The sequence below is a fragment of the Novosphingobium sp. Chol11 genome (assembly GCF_900218065.1).
Taxonomy (GTDB): domain Bacteria; phylum Pseudomonadota; class Alphaproteobacteria; order Sphingomonadales; family Sphingomonadaceae; genus Sphingobium; species Sphingobium agri.
The window spans coordinates 799,080-817,237 of sequence record NZ_OBMU01000001.1 but is presented as its reverse complement, the minus strand read 5'-3'; the positions used below and the strand labels follow the sequence as shown (position 1 = coordinate 817,237).

General features: G+C 63.5%; 19 protein-coding genes and 2 tRNA genes. 9 read left to right on the top strand and 12 right to left on the bottom strand.

Going from position 1 to position 18,158, the window contains the following annotated elements:
* Positions 1-7 precede the first annotated feature (7 nt).
* Positions 8-724: a DUF72 domain-containing protein gene (locus NCHOL11_RS04125; protein ID WP_097091186.1), complete on the top strand. Its 717-nt coding sequence runs from the start codon at positions 8-10 to the stop codon at positions 722-724.
* 17 nt (positions 725-741) lie between these two features.
* Here NCHOL11_RS04125 and NCHOL11_RS04120 read toward each other — a convergent pair whose 3' ends face one another.
* From NCHOL11_RS04120 to tkt, 5 genes are all read right to left on the bottom strand, one after another.
* Positions 742-1,200: an AAC(3)-I family aminoglycoside N-acetyltransferase gene (locus tag NCHOL11_RS04120; RefSeq protein WP_441339488.1), complete on the bottom strand. Its 459-nt coding sequence runs from the start codon at positions 1,198-1,200 to the stop codon at positions 742-744.
* A 24-nt stretch (positions 1,201-1,224) separates the two neighbouring features.
* On the bottom strand, positions 1,225-2,121 hold the full coding sequence (locus tag NCHOL11_RS04115; RefSeq protein ID WP_097091184.1) for a fructose bisphosphate aldolase: 897 nt from the start codon (positions 2,119-2,121) through the stop codon (positions 1,225-1,227).
* 94 nt (positions 2,122-2,215) lie between these two features.
* Positions 2,216-3,421 (bottom strand): phosphoglycerate kinase, encoded by a 1,206-nt coding sequence (locus NCHOL11_RS04110; RefSeq protein WP_176502179.1) that lies wholly within the window; start codon positions 3,419-3,421, stop codon positions 2,216-2,218.
* 141 nt (positions 3,422-3,562) lie between these two features.
* Entirely contained in the window at positions 3,563-4,573 is a 1,011-nt protein-coding gene (gap, locus tag NCHOL11_RS04105; protein ID WP_097091183.1) for a type I glyceraldehyde-3-phosphate dehydrogenase, read from the bottom strand.
* A 29-nt stretch (positions 4,574-4,602) separates the two neighbouring features.
* Positions 4,603-6,573: a transketolase gene (gene tkt, locus NCHOL11_RS04100; RefSeq protein WP_097091182.1), complete on the bottom strand. Its 1,971-nt coding sequence runs from the start codon at positions 6,571-6,573 to the stop codon at positions 4,603-4,605.
* 173 nt (positions 6,574-6,746) lie between these two features.
* Here tkt and NCHOL11_RS04095 point away from each other — a divergent pair, with 173 nt between their 5' ends.
* The 4 genes from NCHOL11_RS04095 to NCHOL11_RS04080 all read left to right on the top strand — a co-directional run bounded on the left by NCHOL11_RS04095 (position 6,747) and on the right by NCHOL11_RS04080 (position 8,356).
* Positions 6,747-6,944 (top strand): hypothetical protein, encoded by a 198-nt coding sequence (locus NCHOL11_RS04095; protein WP_369680233.1) that lies wholly within the window; start codon positions 6,747-6,749, stop codon positions 6,942-6,944.
* Positions 6,937-7,272, top strand: coding sequence for a cell division protein ZapA (locus NCHOL11_RS04090; protein WP_097091181.1), 336 nt, complete (start codon positions 6,937-6,939; stop codon positions 7,270-7,272). Before NCHOL11_RS04095 ends, NCHOL11_RS04090 begins: the two co-directional genes overlap by 8 nt.
* Positions 7,273-7,541: 269 nt before the next feature.
* Positions 7,542-8,120 (top strand): 5-formyltetrahydrofolate cyclo-ligase, encoded by a 579-nt coding sequence (locus NCHOL11_RS04085; protein ID WP_097091180.1) that lies wholly within the window; start codon positions 7,542-7,544, stop codon positions 8,118-8,120.
* Entirely contained in the window at positions 8,117-8,356 is a 240-nt protein-coding gene (locus NCHOL11_RS04080) for a DUF2842 domain-containing protein (RefSeq protein ID WP_255254702.1), read from the top strand. The genes NCHOL11_RS04085 and NCHOL11_RS04080 overlap by 4 nt, the downstream gene beginning before the upstream one ends.
* 172 nt (positions 8,357-8,528) lie before the next feature.
* On the opposite strand, the gene NCHOL11_RS04075 is transcribed toward NCHOL11_RS04080, so the two are convergent.
* Positions 8,529-8,605, bottom strand: a tRNA-Asp gene (locus NCHOL11_RS04075).
* Positions 8,606-8,646: 41 nt separating this feature from the next.
* A complete protein-coding gene (locus tag NCHOL11_RS04070; protein WP_097092717.1) occupies positions 8,647-9,801 on the bottom strand; it encodes an AI-2E family transporter in 1,155 nt (384 codons plus the stop codon).
* A 179-nt stretch (positions 9,802-9,980) separates the two neighbouring features.
* Here NCHOL11_RS04070 and NCHOL11_RS04065 point away from each other — a divergent pair, with 179 nt between their 5' ends.
* Both NCHOL11_RS04065 and NCHOL11_RS04060 read left to right on the top strand, forming a co-directional pair.
* Entirely contained in the window at positions 9,981-10,448 is a 468-nt protein-coding gene (locus tag NCHOL11_RS04065) for a hypothetical protein (RefSeq protein WP_441339467.1), read from the top strand.
* A gap of 71 nt (positions 10,449-10,519) precedes the next feature.
* Positions 10,520-10,819, top strand: a complete 300-nt coding sequence (locus NCHOL11_RS04060; protein ID WP_097091178.1) for a GIY-YIG nuclease family protein — start codon at positions 10,520-10,522, stop codon at positions 10,817-10,819.
* Between the two features lie 42 nt (positions 10,820-10,861).
* Here the strand turns inward: NCHOL11_RS04060 and NCHOL11_RS04055 are convergent, their stop codons facing one another.
* From NCHOL11_RS04055 to thyA, 4 genes are all read right to left on the bottom strand, one after another.
* Positions 10,862-12,283, bottom strand: coding sequence for a dihydrolipoamide acetyltransferase family protein (locus NCHOL11_RS04055; RefSeq protein ID WP_097091177.1), 1,422 nt, complete (start codon positions 12,281-12,283; stop codon positions 10,862-10,864).
* Between the two features lie 3 nt (positions 12,284-12,286).
* Positions 12,287-13,291, bottom strand: coding sequence for an alpha-ketoacid dehydrogenase subunit beta (locus NCHOL11_RS04050; protein WP_097092716.1), 1,005 nt, complete (start codon positions 13,289-13,291; stop codon positions 12,287-12,289).
* 217 nt (positions 13,292-13,508) lie between these two features.
* Positions 13,509-14,954 (bottom strand): 3-methyl-2-oxobutanoate dehydrogenase (2-methylpropanoyl-transferring) subunit alpha, encoded by a 1,446-nt coding sequence (locus NCHOL11_RS04045; protein ID WP_255254701.1) that lies wholly within the window; start codon positions 14,952-14,954, stop codon positions 13,509-13,511.
* A 105-nt stretch (positions 14,955-15,059) separates the two neighbouring features.
* Positions 15,060-16,007 (bottom strand): thymidylate synthase, encoded by a 948-nt coding sequence (thyA, locus tag NCHOL11_RS04040; protein ID WP_176502178.1) that lies wholly within the window; start codon positions 16,005-16,007, stop codon positions 15,060-15,062.
* 123 nt (positions 16,008-16,130) lie between these two features.
* On the opposite strand from thyA, the gene NCHOL11_RS17990 reads away from it, so the two are divergent.
* Complete coding sequence (locus tag NCHOL11_RS17990) at positions 16,131-16,475, top strand: JAB domain-containing protein (protein WP_255254700.1); 345 nt, start codon at positions 16,131-16,133, stop codon at positions 16,473-16,475.
* A gap of 99 nt (positions 16,476-16,574) precedes the next feature.
* Positions 16,575-16,651, top strand: a tRNA-Pro gene (locus tag NCHOL11_RS04035).
* Positions 16,652-16,799: 148 nt separating this feature from the next.
* Here the strand turns inward: NCHOL11_RS04035 and purB are convergent.
* Positions 16,800-18,116, bottom strand: coding sequence for an adenylosuccinate lyase (gene purB / locus NCHOL11_RS04030; RefSeq protein WP_097091175.1), 1,317 nt, complete (start codon positions 18,114-18,116; stop codon positions 16,800-16,802).
* Between the last annotated feature and the right edge of the window lie 42 nt (positions 18,117-18,158).

Below are 18,158 nucleotides of genomic sequence, written 5' to 3'. Positions count from 1 at the left end.
TCCTTTCATGATCAGGATCGGCTGCTCGGGATGGAACTATCGCCACTGGCGCGGCGCCTTCTACCCCGAAAAACTGGCGATGAAGCGCTGGTTCGCCTTCTACGCCGAACATTTCGGCACGGTGGAGATCAACAACAGCTTCTACCGCCTTCCAAAGCCGGAGACCGTCGATGGCTGGCGCGACCAGGCGCCGCCCGGCTTCGGCTATGCGGTCAAGGCAAACCGCTATCTCACACAGGCTCTGAAGCTTACTCATTGCGAGGAGCCGATGGAGCGGATGATGGCGTCCTTCCGTCATTTCGGCCCTACGCTGGGCCCAATCCTCTACCAGCTTCCGCCCAGCCTCACCTTCAATCCCGACCGGCTCGACAGCTTCCTCAAGCTCCAGCCGCCGGACATCGTCCCCGTCTTCGAGTTTCGCCACAGCAGCTGGTACGAACACACCACCTACGATCTGCTCGACCGCCATGGCGCAAGCTTCTGCGTACATGACATGCCCGGATCAGCGAGCCCGCGTATCGCCACGGGCCACGCCGCCTATGTTCGCTTCCATGGCGGGAAAGGCAAATATTGGGGCCGCTATGCCGAGGATGACCTGCGCGAATGGGCGGGTTGGATGAATGACCAGGCTCGCCAAGGCCGCGCCGTTTGGGCCTTTTTCAATAACGACATCAATGCGGACGCGATCCATGACGCGCAGGCGTTGAAGGCCATGGCCAGCTAGTTCCGTCCCTAATGGCGCTATCCGCGTGGCGCGATGTCGAAATGCAGCACATCTTCGCGCGAGCCAAGCTTTGTATAAAGCGCGACCGCGGGCTCATCTTCCAGATCGGCCTGCACATAGATGACCCATGCTCCAGCCGCGATGGCGATGGGACGCAGCGCGTCGATCAAGGCCGTGGCGACACCCTGCCGCCGCCGATCCGCCGCGACCGCCAGGTCATAGATATAGATTTCGCTGCGCTGCTGCTCAAACTTGCGCAACTCATAAGCGGCAAGCGCGCCAATGATCCGCTCACCCTCCACCGCCACCAACGCGACGAAGCGCGGGTCGGCCAGCAGATCGCGCAGATAGCGATCTGGCGGGGGCTGAGCCGCATAGGATTGCGGATCATCGAACACCTCAGCGAACAGCGCATTTGCCGCCCGCATCCTCTCCACATCCCCGCCGCCCAGGCGAAGGACGGCCGCTGGACCAATGTCGCCAGCGGCCGTCATGTGAGGTCAAGCCGCCTTGTTGGTCGAGGCAGCGTGGATTTCGTCAATCGCCTGCCCTAGCGAGCCGTTGAACTCGTCCTCGCTCATCTGGTGGCGCAGGTCGTTCAGCAGCGCACGGCTGAAGCTCGCGATGATGCCGCGATTCTTCGCCAGCTCGACGCAGGCTTCGGCACGCGAGAAGCCGCCCGACAGCGCCACGACGCGCAACACTTTGGGATGATCGACGAGCGGATCGAACAAGCCAGCCTTCGCGGGCAGCGACAGCTTCAGCATCACCTGCTGGCCTTCGGGCAGTGCGTCCAGGCCCTTGAGCAGTTCCTCCAGCAGAATCTGGTCAGCCTCTGCGCGCTCGGGGCTCTTGATGTTGATCTCGGGCTCCAGCATCGGCATCAGGCCAGCGGCCAATACCTGCGCGCCGACCTCAAACTGCTGCTTGACGATGGCCGCGATGCCCTCGCGGTTGGCGAGATTGATAACCGAACGCTCCTTGGTGCCGAACACGCCGAGCGACTTGGCCCGCTTCAGCAGCGCGTCGAGTTCCGGCATCGGCTTCATCATCTGAACGCCGTTCGCCTCATCCTCCAGACCCTTATCGATCTTGATGAAGGGCACCACGCCGCGCTCGATCAGCGCCTGGGGCACGGGCTTGCCGCCCGCTTCGCCGTCCATCGTCCGTTCGAACAGAATCGCGCCGATCACCTTTTCACCGGTGAAGCAGGGCGAGGTGATGATGCGGCTGCGCATATCGTGGATGAGGCCGAACATCTCCTCGTCATTGCTCCACGCGCCTTCCTCGATGCCATAGCCCTTGAGCGCCTTGGGCGTCGACCCGCCGCTCTGGTCGAGCGCGGCGATAAAGCCGTTACCGGCCGCAATCTTGTTCTTCATGTCCTGATCCAGCATCTGCACATACCTTCTCTGTAGGGTTGCGCCGCCCCTTCGGCGGCTTCAAAAAAGTGAAGAAAACCGCCATTTTGTAGACGGCGGCTTCCGAAGTTCACACCATCAATGCGCTGACGCCCGGCAGGTCCTTGCCTTCCATCCACTCAAGGAAAGCGCCGCCAGCGGTCGATACAAAGGTGAAGTCGCCCGCCACGCCCGCATGGTTGAGCGCCGCGACCGTATCGCCGCCGCCCGCCACGGACGTCAGCCCGCCTTCCTTGGTCAGCGCCGCCGCCGTCTGGGCAAGCGCCACCGTCGCCTTGTCAAACGGCGCGATCTCGAACGCGCCGAGCGGCCCGTTCCAGACCAGCGTGCGGCAGTTCTTGAGCGCATCGCCCAGCGCCTCGACCGCCGCCGGGCCCACGTCCAGAATCATCTCGTCGGCAGCGACTTCATGCACATTGCACGTCCGCACCGACGGGGGATTGGCGGCAAATTCCTTCGCCACAACTACGTCATAGGGCAGATGGATGGTGCATCCCGCAGCCTCAGCCTTGTCGAATATCGCCTCGGCGGTTTCGGCCAGATCCTTCTCGCACAGCGACTTGCCGACATCGACCCCGCGCGCGTGGAGGAAGGTGTTGGCCATGCCACCGCCGATGATCAGATGATCGACCTTCGCGACCAGGTTATTCAGTACATCAAGCTTGGTCGAAACCTTCGCACCGCCGACAACAGCCGCGACCGGCTTCACCGGCTCGCCGAGCGCCGCCTGCAACGCGTCCAGTTCCTTTTCCATCGAGCGGCCCGCAAAGGCAGGCAGCTTATGCGCCAGCCCCTCGGTCGACGCATGGGCACGGTGCGCGGCGGAGAAAGCGTCGTTCACATAGAAGTCGCCGATCGCCGCCATGGCTTCCACCAGCGCCGGATCATTTTTTTCCTCGCCGGGATGGAAGCGGGTATTTTCCAAGATCGAAATGTCGCCCGGACGCATCACCGCGATGCCGTCCACCGCAGCCTCGCCGCAGCAATCGGGAATGAACTGAACGTCGCGCCCCAACACCTGCGTCAGCGGACGGGTGATCTTCGAAAGCGAATATTCCGGGTTCTTCTGCCCCTTGGGCCGCCCGAAATGCGCCAGGATCAGCACCTTGGCGCCCCGATCGGCCAGTTCCAGGATCGTCGGCATCGCCGCCCGCAGGCGGGTATCGTCGCTCACCGATCCATCCTGCATCGGCACGTTCAAATCTTCGCGCACCAAAACGGCCTTGCCGCTGATGTCGCCCATATCGTCCAGCGTCTTGAAGGGCTTGGCCACCATGATGCTCCCAGCCGCCCCTACCGTCATCCCAGCGAAAGCTGGGATCTCATGCCTCGGGCGGGACGTAAGTAGAAAAACGAGATCCCAGCTTTCGCTGGGATGACGAAAAAAGGGGCGAGCCAATGCCCGCCCCCCTCATTCTTACAGCAGCCCGGCAACCACGCCTGCGGTATCGATCATGCGGTTCGAAAAGCCCCATTCATTGTCGTACCAGCTGAGCACGCGCACCAGATTGCCGTCGATCACGGCCGTTTCAAGGCTGTCGACGGTCGAGCTGCGCGGATCGCCATTATAGTCGATCGACACCAGCGGTTCGTCCGAATAGCCCAGCACGCCCTTCAGCGGCCCGGCTTCGGAAGCAGCCTTCAGCAGCTGGTTTACTTCGTCGCGGTTCGTTTCGCGCTTGGCGATGAACTTCAGGTCAACGACCGAGACGTTCGGGGTCGGCACGCGCACTGACGAACCATCCAGCTTGCCCTTGAGCTCCGGCAGCACCTCACCCACGGCGCGCGCGGCGCCCGTTGTGGTCGGGATCATCGACAGCGCAGCGGCGCGGGCGCGGCGCATGTCGCTGTGCAGCTGGTCCAGCGTGTTCTGGTCGTTGGTGTAGCTGTGGATCGTCGTCATGAAGCCCTTTTCGATGCCGATGGCATCGTGCAGGACCTTGGCGAGCGGCGCCAGGCAGTTGGTCGTGCAGCTGGCGTTGGAGATGACGACGTCATCGGCAGTCAGCGTTTCATGATTGACGCCGAACACGATGGTCTTGTCCACGCCGCTTGCGGGCGCGGAAATGATGACGCGCTTGGCGCCAGCGGCCAGGTGCGCGCTCGCCTTTTCCTTCGAAGCGAAGATGCCAGTGCATTCCAGCGCGATCTCGACGCCCTGCGCCGCGTGCGGCAGCTTGGCGGGATCGCGTTCGGCGGTCACGGCAATGCGCTTGCCGTTGATGATCAGCGCGTCGCCTTCGGCGCTGACGTCGCCAGCCCAGTTGCCATGGACGCTGTCACGCTTGAACAGCAGGGCGTTTGCCTTCGCATCGCCCAGGTCGTTGATGCTGACCAGTTCCAGATCATGGTCGGTGCGCGACAGGATTGCGCGCGCCACCAGGCGGCCGATACGTCCAAAACCGTTAATTGCTACCTTCGTTGCCACTGCACTAGCCTCCTGATTGGTAGATGTTCTTAATGATCGAGCGCGGCCGCAACCTGCGGCGCGATCTTCGCTGCGGTCAGGCCGAAATGCTCGTACAGCACTTCCGCCGGAGCCGAAGCGCCGAATGTGTCGATGCCAAAACGCAAGCCCGCAATGCCGACATAGCGCTCCCACCCGAATGTCGTCCCTGCCTCAATCGAGCAGCGCAGCACATGGTGCGGAAGGAGATCATCCTTATACGCCTGCGGCTGCGCATCGAAATGCGCCCAGCTGGGCATGGACACGACGTCCGCGCCGATGCCCTGGCTTTCAAGCAGATCGGCGGTCGCAACCGCAATCTCGACTTCGGAACCGGTCGCGATCAGCACGACTTTGCGCGCTCCCTTGGCGGCGCGCAGGCGATAGGCGCCCTTGGCACAGAGATTTTCGCCCGCCTTCTCGGTGCGCAGCTGCGCCAGATTCTGCCGCGTCAGCGCCAGCACCGATGGGCCATCCTTGTCCTTCAGCGCCAGTTCCCAGCATTCCGCCGTCTCAACGATGTCAGCCGGGCGATAGACGTCCAGATTAGGGATCATGCGCAACGACATGACGTGTTCGATCGGCTGGTGGGTTGGACCATCCTCGCCAAGGCCGATGGAGTCATGCGTCAGCACATGGATGACGCGCTGCTGCTGGAGCGCGGCCAGGCGGATGCCGCCGCGCATATAGTCGGAAAAGACCAGGAAGGTGCCGCCATAGGGGATGACGCCGCCATGCAGCGCCATGCCGTTCATCGCGCAGGCCATGCCGAACTCGCGAATGCCATAATAGACATAGCGGCCGGAATAATCGTCCTTGGTGAGCGGTCCGGTCGACTTGGTCTTGGTGTTGTTCGATCCGGTCAGGTCCGCCGAACCGCCGAGCGTTTCGGGCAACAGGTCGTTGATCGCGCCCAGCGCCAACTCACTCGCCTTGCGGGTCGCCACCTTCTGCGGATTGGCGATCAGCGTGTCGATATAGGCGTTGAGCGAGAAGTCGGCGGGCAGTTCACCCGCCAAACGCCGCTCGAACTCGGTCTTCTGGCCATTGCCATTCAGGCGACCTTCCCAGGCAGCGCGCACTTCGGCGCCCTGCGAGCCGATGCGGCGCCATTCGGCGGCAACATCTTCGGGCAGGACAAAGGGCTCGGACGTCCAGCCCAGGAACTCGCGAGCCGCCGCGACTTCCTCGACGCCCAAAGCCGACCCATGGACGCCCGAGGTGCCTGCCTTGTTGGGTGCGCCATAGCCGATCTTGGTGGCGCAGGCGACCAGCGACGGGCGCGGATCGGCCAGCGCTTCATCGATGGCGCGGCGCACATCGGCGACGTCATGGCCGTCGCACGACACGACATGCCAGCCGGTCGCGGCATAGCGGGCGCGCACATCTTCGCTGCTCGACAGGTCGACCGCGCCGTCGATCGTGATCTTGTTATCGTCCCACAGCACGATCAGGCGGCCAAGGTTGAGGTGCCCGGCAAGGCCGATCGCCTCATGGTTGATGCCTTCCATCAGGCAACCGTCGCCCGCGATCACCCAGGTGCGGTGATCGACCAGATCGTCGCCGAACTGCGCATTTAGGTGCCGCTCAGCAATCGCCATGCCCACGGCGGTGGCCAGGCCCGAACCCAGCGGCCCGGTCGTCGCTTCCACGCCAGCCAGCTCGAAATTCTCCGGATGCCCGGCGCAGGGGCTGCCGATCTGACGGAAATTACGGATATCCTCCATTGTCGGACGCGCATAGCCGGTGAGGTGCAGCAGCGCGTAGATCAGCATCGATCCATGACCTGCCGACAGCACGAAGCGGTCGCGGTCGGCCCATTTCGGCTGGGTCGGATCGAACTTGATATAGTCCTTGAACAGCACCGTCGCGACGTCCGCCATGCCCATCGGCATGCCCGGATGGCCGCTGTTCGCCGCCTGCACTGCGTCCATGGAAAGCGCCCGGATGGCGCTGGCGAGCGACTTTTCGGATACGGTCATCTAGGCTGGCTTCTTCCCTACTTGGCTCACGGCCCCCTGCTGAGCCGGCGAATCGAAATCGGGTCCCCTTTGTCGCGTTGCACCCAAAGCGTCAACCATGGCAGGACCTTGGAGAGCGCCAAGCCGTCCAATGACAGCTTTTGCAAGGCGAAAACTTTGTTTATGCGTGGATCATGGCAAGCGATCGGATGATGCAGGCTATCGGCGCGCTGGAGCGCGCGGTGAGCCAGCTGGAACAGGATGTGCAAGATCTCGCGGCTGCGGGTCCGGCCTCTTCCGCCTCCCCAGGCGTGGACGCGGCCGCCGCGCGGACGGCGCTCCGCTCGCTCGATGAACTGATCGCCGATCTGAAGGGGGAAAAACGTGGCTGAAACCACCCTCCAGATCGCCGGGCGCCATTATACCGTCCGCTGCCGCGACGGGGAGGAGGCGCATCTTGCTCATCTCGCCGGCCTGATCGAACGCAAGGCGCGCCTCGCCCAGCAGAATACGCCGGGCCTCACTGAAGTACGCACGCTGCTGTTCGCCGCCCTCTTCCTCGCCGACGAGCTCAATGACCTGAAGCGCGAGGCGATCGGCCGCCAGCAGAGCCTGGCGCTGGGCGATGACGACGAACTCGCCGTGCAAGCGATGGAGGCGCTGGCCGCGCGCATAGAAAAGCTGCGCGAGAGGCTTGTCGATCCGGAGCCTGGCGCCTAGATTACGGGCGACGGGCACTGCGCGATACGAGCTTTAGCGAACATCCCTGAGGCGATAATCACATCCACGGGGGCTGTCCCTGGGCGGGTTCCGGCCCGATCTACATGGTCCCCACCTGACGTTGAGGCGTCAGAGGATATTCCAGCAAACGGCCGAGGCGGTCCCGTCACCCTTCCTTGGCTCTCCCCAAACTCCGTTCGCGCCGAGCCTGTCGACGCACCGGTGCTAAATAATATCAATTTGCCGCGCGCTGCTCTAAACGCGAGCCCATGAGCGAAGACACCGACAAGACCGCCCTGCGCACCCTCGCCCGGACGCGCCGCCGCGCCTTCGTCCAGTCGCTCGACCCGCTCGCGCATCGGCTGGCCTTCAAGGCGATCCCCTCGCCGCTCGCCCGCCGCCTCGACAGCGCGCGGACGGTGGCGCTCTACATGGGGCTGGACGACGAAGCGCCCGCGCAGCGGCTTGCGCCTCAACTCGCGGCGATGGGCAAGACGCTTGCTCTCCCGCGCGTCATCGACCGGCTCGGCACCATGGATTTCCTCACCTGGACGCCGGAGGATCAGCTCCATCCCGGCCTTTACGGCACGCACCATCCCGAACCCAGCGGCCCGTCCGTCGCTCCGGACATCATCATCGCCCCGCTGCTCGCCTTCGACCGCGCCATGAACCGGCTGGGCCAGGGCGGCGGCTATTATGACCGCGCCTTCGCCCGCTATCCGGACGCCCTGCGGATCGGCCTCGCCTGGTCGGTGCAGGAGCAGGACGCCCTGCCCGCCGACCCGTGGGACCTGCCGCTCCACATCATCCTCTCCGAAGTCGAACTGATCGAAGGACCCGACGCGTGAACCGCCAGCCTGCTCCCTACGAACCCAGCTGGCGCAAGCCTGTGGGCATGCTCCTCATCATCGGGCTGATCCTGCTCTGGGCGGTGCTGGTGGGCAGCCTGTCGGGCATTATCGGCAGCCTGCCGATGATCGCGCAGGTGCCGGTTTATGTTTTCCTCGGCATCGTCTGGATCTGGGTGCTGCCCTTGAAGCGCCTGCTCGCCTGGATGGAAACCGGACGCTGGCGGCGCGGCTGACGCGCTCACAGCGCTGCTAAAACGCCCCACTCCGTCATCCCAGCGAAAGCTGGGATCTTGTGAGGAGAGGCCAAACGCCAGGGCCTGAGATGCCAGCTTGCGCTGGCATGACGACATATCAAAATTTCGGGATAAATCCGGCCCTTCAGGACCATCCACTCTTCCAAAAGAGTGGCGCGAGTGACGGGGCTCGAACCCGCGACCTCCGGCGTGACAGGCCGGCGCTCTAACCAACTGAGCTACACCCGCGTTCGGTGTGGGCGGGCATCTATGCGGGTGCGCCGGACCTGTCAACCGGCTCTTTCACCACTTTCTTCTTTCTCGTCATTTTCTTCGCGCGGCGCCACCGTCAGGGTCCCGCGCTCGAACAGGAAACCGGCGATATCCGGGGTTCCAGCGGCCGCCACCACGGTCTGGATGATGATCAGCAAAGGCACGCCCAGCAGCGCGCCCGGAGTCCCCCACACCCATCCCCAGAAGGTCAGCGACACCAGAATCAGCAGCGGGTTCATCGTCAACCGCCGCCCCAGCACCATCGGCGTGATCACATTCGCCTCCACCAGGTGAAAGCCGATCTGCGTCACCGCAGGGGCCAGCGCCCGCCACACATCATCGAACACCATGAGCCCGCCGAGCGCCAGCAAGGCCGCCGCCAGCATCGGTCCGAAATAGGGCACAAAGTTGAGCAAGGCGACGATCCCGCCCCACATCAGCGGCGAAGGCATGCCGATTAACCAAAGCGCCAGCGCGACCGCCAGCCCCAGGCACAGGTTGATCGTCGCGATCGTCAGCACATAGGCCGACGTCGCATCGACCACATTCTGGATCACCCGCGCCACCGCCATCGCGCCATCGAAGCTGCCCCGGCTGTTGATCGTCCGCCGCCGCAGCCGCGTCCAGCCGGCAAGGAAGAAATAGATGATGAGCAGCGCGAACACCATCTGGATGATCGCCGAAGGGGCCGAGGTCGCGGCGAACTGCAACAGCGATCGCGGCGCATCCACCGCCGCCGTCTGCGCCGCCGCCACCGGTCCGGTCGCCAGCATCTGCACCGTTTCGTCGACGAAATGCTGCAACTGGGAATAAAAATCGATGAGCGGCGCCAGATTATCCTGAATCTTGGGCAGACGCTGCGGCAGCAGCCTGAACCAGTCGGTCGCCGGAACCACGATCAGCACCAGCGCGGTATTCGCGACCACGAGGAATGCGATCACCGCAGCCAGCGCCGCCACCGCAGAAGGCACCCGCCGCCGCTCCATCCATTCCAGGAACGGCACCAGCGCGATCGCGATCACCACCGCGGCTGTCAGCGGCAGGAAGAATTCCGCGCCCTCGCGCAAGGCGAAGGGCATGGCAAGAAGCAGCCCGACCCCGGTCGTCAGCGCGATCGACGCCAGCAGCCGATCCCGCCGCCGGTTGATTTCCTGCTGTTCATGAGGTGTCACGTAATGGTCGATCCTGCCCGCATGTCTGCCCTGCCCGCATTTCTGCAATGTGTACCGGGCCGCAACAGCGCGTCAATTTCAATCCGCCACGCGCGAACATGGCTAAGGCCCGTTAACCAAATTTTCGCTCTCCCCGTGCTAAGCCATAGCGAAACGGGGATCGGGGCTTTGAACGGATGATGCGTATAGGGGCGCTACTTGGACTGGCGGCATGGGGCATGCTGCCCGCGCCTTCGCTGGCCCGTGCCGACCTGCGGATGGAAACGCAGATGTTCGTGGAGCGCGTGCATACCGACATCAACGGCCGCGCCCGCCGCACCCTGGCCAGCGCCACGCGCGCTGCCCCTGGCGACCAGATCCTCTTCGTCGTCAACTGGCGCAATGAAGGGCGCGCTACCGTCCAAGGCGTCGCCCTCACCAAAGCGGTCCCGCGCGGCGCGCTCCTCACCGCGCCCGATCCGTCCATGCAAGTGTCGGTCGATGGCGGGCAACGCTGGGGCCGCCTTGACGAGCTATGGCTCCCGACCCCGCTCGGCGGCGTCCGCCGGGCCGTCGCGGCCGACATCACCCATATCCGCTGGGCAGGCCCTGCGCGCCTGTCGCCGGGAGAAACCGCGCGCCTGAGTTACCGGGCGACGATGCGGTGAGCACCAGCTGAAATATCGATGTTGGTCACCCCGGGCTTGACCCGGGGTCCCGCTTATTCGATCCAGACGGCATGGGACGGGCACGCCAAGGCGGTTGGGTATATATCATGGCCGACCGATATCGCGGCACCATGTATGTCGGCGTGACGGCGGACATCGTTTCTCGCGTTCAGCAACATCGTTCTGGCACAGGCTCGGACTTCTGCAAGCGTTATGGCCTATCTCGCTTGGTTTGGGCGGAATGGGGCGAAGCCATGATGAGCTGCATCGAGCAAGAAAAGCGGATCAAAAGATGGCGGCGCACTTGGAAGTTCGATCTTGTCGAACGCGCCAATCCGGACTGGAGGGACATGTTCGATCTGCTGGTCTGAGATGAAGCGGGACCCCGGGTCAAGCCCGGGGTGACGAATGCCTCACTCCGCAAACAACAACACTGGTGTCTCCAGCAATCGCTTCACCGCCTGCACGAAACTCGCCGCGTCCCATCCATCCACCACCCGATGGTCGCAGCTGATCGACAGGTTCATGAGCTTCGCAGCCACTACCTCGCTCCCGCGAAAAACGGGCCGCTCGATCACCCGATTGGGCCCGACAATCGCCACCTCAGGCCGATTGATGACCGGCGTGGTCGCCACCCCGCCCAGCGCCCCCAGCGACGTCAGTGTCAAGGTCGATCCGGAAAGCTCCTCCACCTTCGCCTTGCCCGAGCGCGCGGCCTCTGCCAGCCGCTTTATCTCGCCCGCCAGCTGCCAGATATTGCGATCCTGCGCATCGCGGATCACCGGCACCATCAGCCCCGCGTCAGTCTGCGTCGCGATGCCCATATGCACAGCGCCAAAGCGCGTCACCACGCCCGCCTCGTCATCATAGCGGGCGTTCAACATCGGAAAGTCCGGCAGAGCCCGGCAAATCGCCACGATCAGCAGCGGCAGCACGGTCAGCTTCGGCCGATCCCCACGCGCGCCATTCAACTGCGCGCGCATCCGTTCCAATTCGGTGACGTCGATTTCCTCGACATAGGAGAAATGCGGAATATGCCGCTTGGAGGCCGCCATGTTCTCCGCGATCCGGCGGCGCAAGCCGATGACCTTCACCACCTCATCCTCCCGCCGCGCGCGCGGCTTGGGCGACCGATAGCCCTGCCCCGCGCCGTAAAGCAGGAATGCGTCGAGGTCCGAATGCCGGATATGATCGCCGCTGGCTTTCACCTGGGACAGGTCGATGCCCAACTCCTTGGCCCGGGCACGGACGGCAGGGGATGCGAGTGACTTTCTCTCGCCTTCAGAGGTCGGTGGCCGACGCGTGCTGCCCTGCTCCCTCTCCCCTTCAGGGGTCGCAGGGAGGCGCGTGACTCCCTGCGAGGCTGGGGAGAGGGGCTGTAATGCCCACGTCTCGCCTGGCTCCCCCTCTCCCAACCCTCTCCCCTGAAGGGGAGAGGGCTCTGCAGTTTGCTCGTCGGGATAAGGCCGATCAACCGACGAAATAATCCCGTTAACCGACGCGCCCGCCACCTCGCGTCCCCCCGCCGTCTCGGCCTCGATCTCCTCCTGCGAAGGCATCGGAGCCTCCGCCCCGGAAGCGACCTCCCCTTCCCCCTCGACCTCGATCTCCACCAGCATGGCGCCGATCGCCACCTGCTCGCCCGGCTCTCCCGCCAGCCGCTTCACCACGCCTGCGACGGGGCTTTCCATCTCGACCGTCGCCTTGTCGGTCATCATGTCGGCGATGGGCTGGTCTTCCTCCACCCGGTCTCCGACCTTCACATGCCAACCGACGATCTCCGCCTCGGAAATGCCTTCGCCGATGTCGGGCAGCCTGAACGTGAACAGCGCCATGGCTCAATCCCTCATGATCTTCGTGATCGCTTCCCTGATCCGCACCGGCCCCGGGAAATAGGCCCATTCCAGGCTATGCGGATAGGGCGTGTCGAAACCCGTCACCCGTTCGATCGGCGCTTCCAGATGATAGAAGCACCGCTCCTGAACTAACGCGGAAAGCTCTGCCCCAAAACCGCTGGTCCGCGTCGCCTCATGCACGATCAGGCAGCGGCCCGTCTTCTTCACCGACTGCTCGATGGCCTCTATGTCCAGCGGCACCAGCGTGCGCAGGTCGATGATCTCGGCGTCGACGCCCATCTCCGTGACGGTGCTTTCGATCACATGTTCCATCGTGCCATAGCAGAGTATGGTAAGCGCCTCGCCCGCACGGACCGTGCGCGCCTGCCCCAGTGGAACGCGATAATAGCCCTCCGGCACCATCGCGCCCGGATGCCCCGCCCAGCTTTTCGCCGGACGGTCATAATGACCATCGAACGGCCCGTTATAGATGCGCTTGGGTTCGAAGAAGATCACCGGATCATTATCCTCGATCGCTGCGATCAACAGCCCTTTGGCGTCATAAGGCGTCGACGGGATCACCGTCTTGATGCCCGACACATGGGTGAAGATGCCCTCGGGCGACTGGCTATGCGTCTGCCCGCCGAAAATGCCGCCGCCAAAGGGCGACCGCACCGTCATCGGGGCAATAAATTCTCCCGCCGACCTGTAACGCAGTCGCGCCGCCTCGCTCACCAGCTGATCGAGCGCGGGATAGATATAGTCTGCGAACTGGATCTCCGGCACGGGACGCAAGCCATAGGCGCCCATTCCCACCGCAACGCCGATGATGCCAATCTCCGTGATCGGCGTGTCGAACACCCGGTTCTTGCCATATTTCTTCTGCAATCCGGCCGTCGCGCGGAACACGCCGCCGAAATAGCCGACATCCTCCCCCATGACCACGACATCGGGATCGCGCTCCATCATCACGTCGAGAGCGCTGTTGATCGCCTGGATCATGCTCATCTGGCGCGCCTGACTCATCTCCTCTCTCCTTCAGGGGAGAGGATAGCGAAGCTTGCCAGCCCGCTGGCTAGCGAAGCTTGGAGAGGGGAAAGCAGCACCGCTCCCTGACCAAATCCCGTCATGCCAGCGCAGGCTGGCATCTCTCCGCCTGTTCGCACCATGCTTAAAGCTGAAACGAGATCCCAGCTTCCGCTGGGATGACGAAAACCGGAAATAGTCACAACCCAGCCGCCTTCGCTTCATCCAGCATCTGCTGCTGCTGCTCCCTCAGATGCCAGGGCATCTCCTCGAACACATCCTCGAACATGCTCTCCATCGGCTGATGCAGGCCATGTCCCAAAATCCCGTTCTTCTCCGCTTCCCGCGCCGCGTCGCGCACCTGCTCGGCCAGTTCCTTGTCCATCGCCGCCTGCCGTTCCTCGTCCCAGACGCCGATGGCGATGCAATGCTGCTTCAACCGCGCGATCGGGTCGCCCAGCGGCCAGCGGCTCCCCTCATCAGCCGAGCGATAGGCGCTCGGATCATCGGACGTGCTGTGTCCCTCCGTGCGATAGGTGAAATGCTCGATCAGCGTCGGCCCATGATTGGCCCGCGCCCGATCCGCTGCCCAGCGCGTCGCGGCATAGACCGCCAGCGCGTCATTGCCGTCGATCCGCAGTCCCGCGATGCCATAGCCGATCGCCCGCGCCGCAAAGGTCGTCGCCTCCGCGCCTGCAAAGCCGGAAAAACTGCTGATCGCCCATTGATTATTGACGACATTGAGGATGACAGGCGCCCGATACACGCTGGCAAAGGTGCAGGCGGAATGGAAATCCCCTTCCGCGGTCGATCCTTCGCCGCACCATGTCGCCGCGATCCGCGTGTCCCCGCGCGCCGCGCTCGCCATAGCCCAGCCCACCGCCTGCGGATATTGGGTGGCCAGGTTGCCGGAGATGGAGAAGAACCCCGCCTCCCGCGCCGAATACATGATTGGCAGCTGACGCCCCTTCAGCCGGTCGCCCTTGTTCGAATAGATCTGGTTCATCATGTCGACCAGCGGCCAGCCGCGCGCGATCAATATCCCCTGCTGGCGGTAGCTCGGGAAACACATGTCATCGCTCGCGAGCGCCGCCGCCGCGCCGATCGACACCGCCTCCTCTCCGGTCGACTTCATGTAGAAGCTGGTCTTGCCTTGGCGCTGGGCACGGAACATGCGCGCGTCGAACGCGCGGGTCAGCGCCATGCCGCGCAGCATGCGGAGCAGCATCTCGGGCGGCAGTTTCGGGTCCCACGGCCCTACCGCGCGGCCTTCCTCATCCAGCACGCGGACCAGGTCGTAGGCCAATTCCCGCATCGTACCGGCGTCCGCCGCCTCATCGGGCCGCCGTGCGGTTCCGGCGGCGGGAATGTCGAAATGGTTGAAGTCCGCCTCGTCGCCCGGCCGGAACTGGGGTTCTGGCACATGCAGGCGCAATTGGGGCAAGTTGCGTCCGCCACCAGACGTGGTTTCCGCGGCAAAATCAGCGCGGTCGGCTTCACCCGGTCCCGACGGGACGGTCGGCAGGTCAGCATTGCCCGGCCGAGCAGCAAGATTTTCACCAGCCCGCCGAGCGTCTTGTTCGCCCAGCCGCTTGCCCTGCTCTTTCCCGGCCTTCCCAGCGCCCGAATCATCCCGGTCGCCCATCCCGCCTCCTAATCGAACTTGCAATATTATTGCTTGATGCAATTATAATATTACAACGCTCGCAAAAAGCAAGAGTTCTGTTTTCCCGCTAATTCCTTCTTGCAATCACACCGCCACCGGCGCCGCTATGTGACTCTGCGGCGCATAATCCACCACTTCGAAATCCTCGATCCGATATCCGAAAATGCTCTCCGGCCGCCTCTTCATCCTGAGTTTCGGCGCACCGCCCGGCGTCCGGCTGATCTGCTCCTCCACCAGCGCGGCATGATTGAGGTACAGGTGCACGTCCCCGCCCTGCCAGACGATTTCCCCCGGCTCCAGGTCACATTGCTGCGCTAACATCCGGGTGATCATCGACAGCCCGAAGATGTTGAACGCAAATCCCAACCCCAGGTCACAGCTGCGCTGGAACAACAGGCCATTCAGCCGTCCATCGGCCACCTGGAACTGATAGGTCATGTGACAGGGCGGCAGGGCCATGCGCGCGACTTCCGCGACATTCCATCCAGTGAACAGCAAACGCCGCGACCCCGGATTGTTCCTGATCCCCTCGACCAGTTCCGCGATCTGGTTGTGCCCCTTCTCGGCCCGGCGGAACAGCCCATCGCCAACAGCTTCGTAGCGCGGCCAATTCACCCATTGCGCCCCGTAGACGGGCCCCAGATCGCCCCACTGCCGCGCGAAGGCTTCATCCTCGATAATCCGCGTCTCGAAGTCGTCACGGCTGATCTCTTCGCCGGTCGCCTTGCGATAAGAGGCCAGCGGCCAGTCGGTCCAGATATGCACGCCCTGACGGACGAGCTCGCGGATATTGGTGTCCCCGGTCAGGAACCACAGCATTTCCCGCGCCGCCACTTTCCAATAGACACGCTTGGTCGTCAGCAGCGGCACCGCGTCACTCGCCAGCGAAAAGCGCATGGTGGCGCCCAGCACTGACCGCGTGCCCACGCCGGTGCGATCGACCCGCTCATCCCCCTCCGTCCAGATCCGGCGCATCAGGTCCAGATATTGCTGCTCATAATGCGCTTCTTTCGGAGTGATGATTGCGGTCAACGACGCTCTTCCCTGTTGCGGCGATTCCACATTCGCCGCCCTCGCTTTAGCCGAGCAGGCCCGAGCTCGCCAATCTTGCTTTCGCTTCGGACCATTCTCCGCCCGTTCCACTCCATAGTGGACATGGTTCGCGGTGATCGCAGCGGACGGTCGCAGCATCTTGAGGCAATGGCCGCTACGGAAAGCATCCGATTCCTGCTGTTGGACGATCAGTGGCGTCCCCTGGGCCGCGTCGATGGGGGAAGGGATTGGCGCCACGTCCTGCAGGAACTGCTGCTTCAGGGCAGCCATTGGCTCATCGTCGAGCAGGTGCGCCCAAACGAAGGCTCCCCTCATCCGCGACGGGACGATATCCGCCTCGCCCGCTCGATAGCGCGCCGCCTCCGGCCGATGGAAGTGAAGCTCGCCGACCATGTCATTCAGGGCGGCCGGGAACAGTTCAGCTTCCGCGCCGCAGGCCTGCTTTGACCAAGGCAAAAAAAGCATGCCCAGCCGCTTGCCAGTCCGAAAAGCCCCCTCTATAGACCCCGCCTGCCCAGCGGCGTTGCAAGCAATGCCGCTATCGGTCGGGGAGTAGCTCAGCCTGGTAGAGCACTGTCTTCGGGAGGCAGGGGCCGGAGGTTCGAATCCTCTCTCCCCGACCACATTTTTCTTCACATCAAAGGTTTAGGTTGGCACGCGCGAGCGCGGTTTTGTGCTCAGCTTGAATTCGCGTAAACTATTGATCTTTCGCAAGCACAAAAAAGGGCGCGTTTCCGCGCCCTTTCATCGACTTGAGCCTTGCCGCTCCAGTCAGGCTTCGCCGAACACCCGGCGGAAGATCGTGTCCACTTGCCTGAAATGATAGTCGAGGTCGAACTTCTCCTCGATCTGTTCAGCAGTCAGCGCCGCAGCGACGTCCTGATCCGCCTTCAGCAGTTCGAGCAGCGACAGCTGGCCATCCGACTCCCAGACCTTCATGGCGTTGCGCTGGACGTAACGATAGCTGTCCTCGCGCGACACACCGGCTTGGGTCAGGGCGAGCAGCACCCGCTGTGAGTGAACAAGACCGCCCATCTTGTCGAGATTCTTCATCATCCGCTCGGGATAAACGAGCAGCTTGTCGATGACCCCCGTCAGGCGGCCCAGAGCGAAGTCGAGCGTGATGGTGGCGTCGGGGCCGATATAGCGTTCAACCGACGAGTGGCTGATGTCCCGCTCATGCCACAGCGCGACATTTTCCATCGCTGGCAGCGCGTAGCTGCGCACCATGCGAGCAAGGCCGGTGAGATTCTCGGTCAGAACCGGGTTGCGCTTGTGCGGCATAGCCGAACTGCCCTTCTGGCCCGGTGAGAAATATTCCTCGGCCTCCAGCACTTCGGTGCGTTGCAGGTGGCGGACCTCGACGGCCAGGCGCTCGATCGAGCTTGCGATGACGCCCAAGGTCGCGAAGAACATGGCGTGGCGATCGCGCGGGATAACCTGCGTCGAAACGGGTTCGATCGCGAGCCCGAGCTTGGCCGCGACATGTTCTTCCACACGCGGATCGATATTCGCGAACGTGCCCACCGCGCCGGAAATGGCGCAGGTCGCAACTTCCTCGCGCGCGGCAACCAAGCGGGTCCGGCACCGGCTGAACTCGGCATAGGCTTCAGCCATCTTGAGGCCGAAGGTCACGGGTTCGGCGTGAATACCATGGCTACGGCCGATGGTCGGCGTCAGCTTGTGTTCGAAAGCGCGGCGCTTGATGACTGCCAGCAGCTGGTCAAGATCGTCGATCAGGATGTCCGCCGCCCGGGATAGCTGCACGGCAAGGCAGGTGTCGAGCACATCGGACGAGGTCATGCCCTGGTGCATGAAGCGCGCTTCGTCGCCGACCTGTTCAGCCACCCATGTCAGGAACGCGATGACGTCATGCTTGGTAACTGCTTCAATCGCGTCAATCGCAGCAACGTCGATGGCCGGATTGGTTGCCCACCAATCCCACAGCGCCTTTGCAGCGGATTTGGGAACCACGCCCAGTTCACCAAGCGCCTCCGTGGCATGGGCCTCGATTTCGAACCAGATGCGAAACCGGGCTTCGGGTTCCCAGAGTGCTGTCATTTGGGGGCGGGCGTAGCGCGGGACCATCGAACGAATCCTGATTTGCTGGTGAAAGATCGCGCGCCGCCT

Bases quoted from the DNA above. Each gene is read 5' to 3' on its own strand.
- NCHOL11_RS04125 (WP_097091186.1), top strand. From the start codon at position 8: ATGATCAGGATCGGCTGCTCGGGATGGAACTATCGCCACTGGCGCGGC.
- NCHOL11_RS04115 (WP_097091184.1), bottom strand. From the start codon at position 2,121: ATGCTGGATCAGGACATGAAGAACAAGATTGCGGCCGGTAACGGCTTT.
- NCHOL11_RS04110 (WP_176502179.1), bottom strand. From the start codon at position 3,421: ATGGTGGCCAAGCCCTTCAAGACGCTGGACGATATGGGCGACATCAGC.
- tkt (WP_097091182.1), bottom strand. From the start codon at position 6,573: ATGACCGTATCCGAAAAGTCGCTCGCCAGCGCCATCCGGGCGCTTTCC.
- NCHOL11_RS04095 (WP_369680233.1), top strand. From the start codon at position 6,747: ATGGCAAGCGATCGGATGATGCAGGCTATCGGCGCGCTGGAGCGCGCG.
- NCHOL11_RS04085 (WP_097091180.1), top strand. From the start codon at position 7,542: ATGAGCGAAGACACCGACAAGACCGCCCTGCGCACCCTCGCCCGGACG.
- NCHOL11_RS04065 (WP_441339467.1), top strand. From the start codon at position 9,981: ATGCGTATAGGGGCGCTACTTGGACTGGCGGCATGGGGCATGCTGCCC.
- NCHOL11_RS04060 (WP_097091178.1), top strand. From the start codon at position 10,520: ATGGGACGGGCACGCCAAGGCGGTTGGGTATATATCATGGCCGACCGA.
- NCHOL11_RS04055 (WP_097091177.1), bottom strand. From the start codon at position 12,283: ATGGCGCTGTTCACGTTCAGGCTGCCCGACATCGGCGAAGGCATTTCC.
- NCHOL11_RS04050 (WP_097092716.1), bottom strand. From the start codon at position 13,291: ATGAGCATGATCCAGGCGATCAACAGCGCTCTCGACGTGATGATGGAG.
- NCHOL11_RS04045 (WP_255254701.1), bottom strand. From the start codon at position 14,954: ATGGGCGACCGGGATGATTCGGGCGCTGGGAAGGCCGGGAAAGAGCAG.
- NCHOL11_RS17990 (WP_255254700.1), top strand. From the start codon at position 16,131: ATGGTTCGCGGTGATCGCAGCGGACGGTCGCAGCATCTTGAGGCAATG.
- purB (WP_097091175.1), bottom strand. From the start codon at position 18,116: ATGGTCCCGCGCTACGCCCGCCCCCAAATGACAGCACTCTGGGAACCC.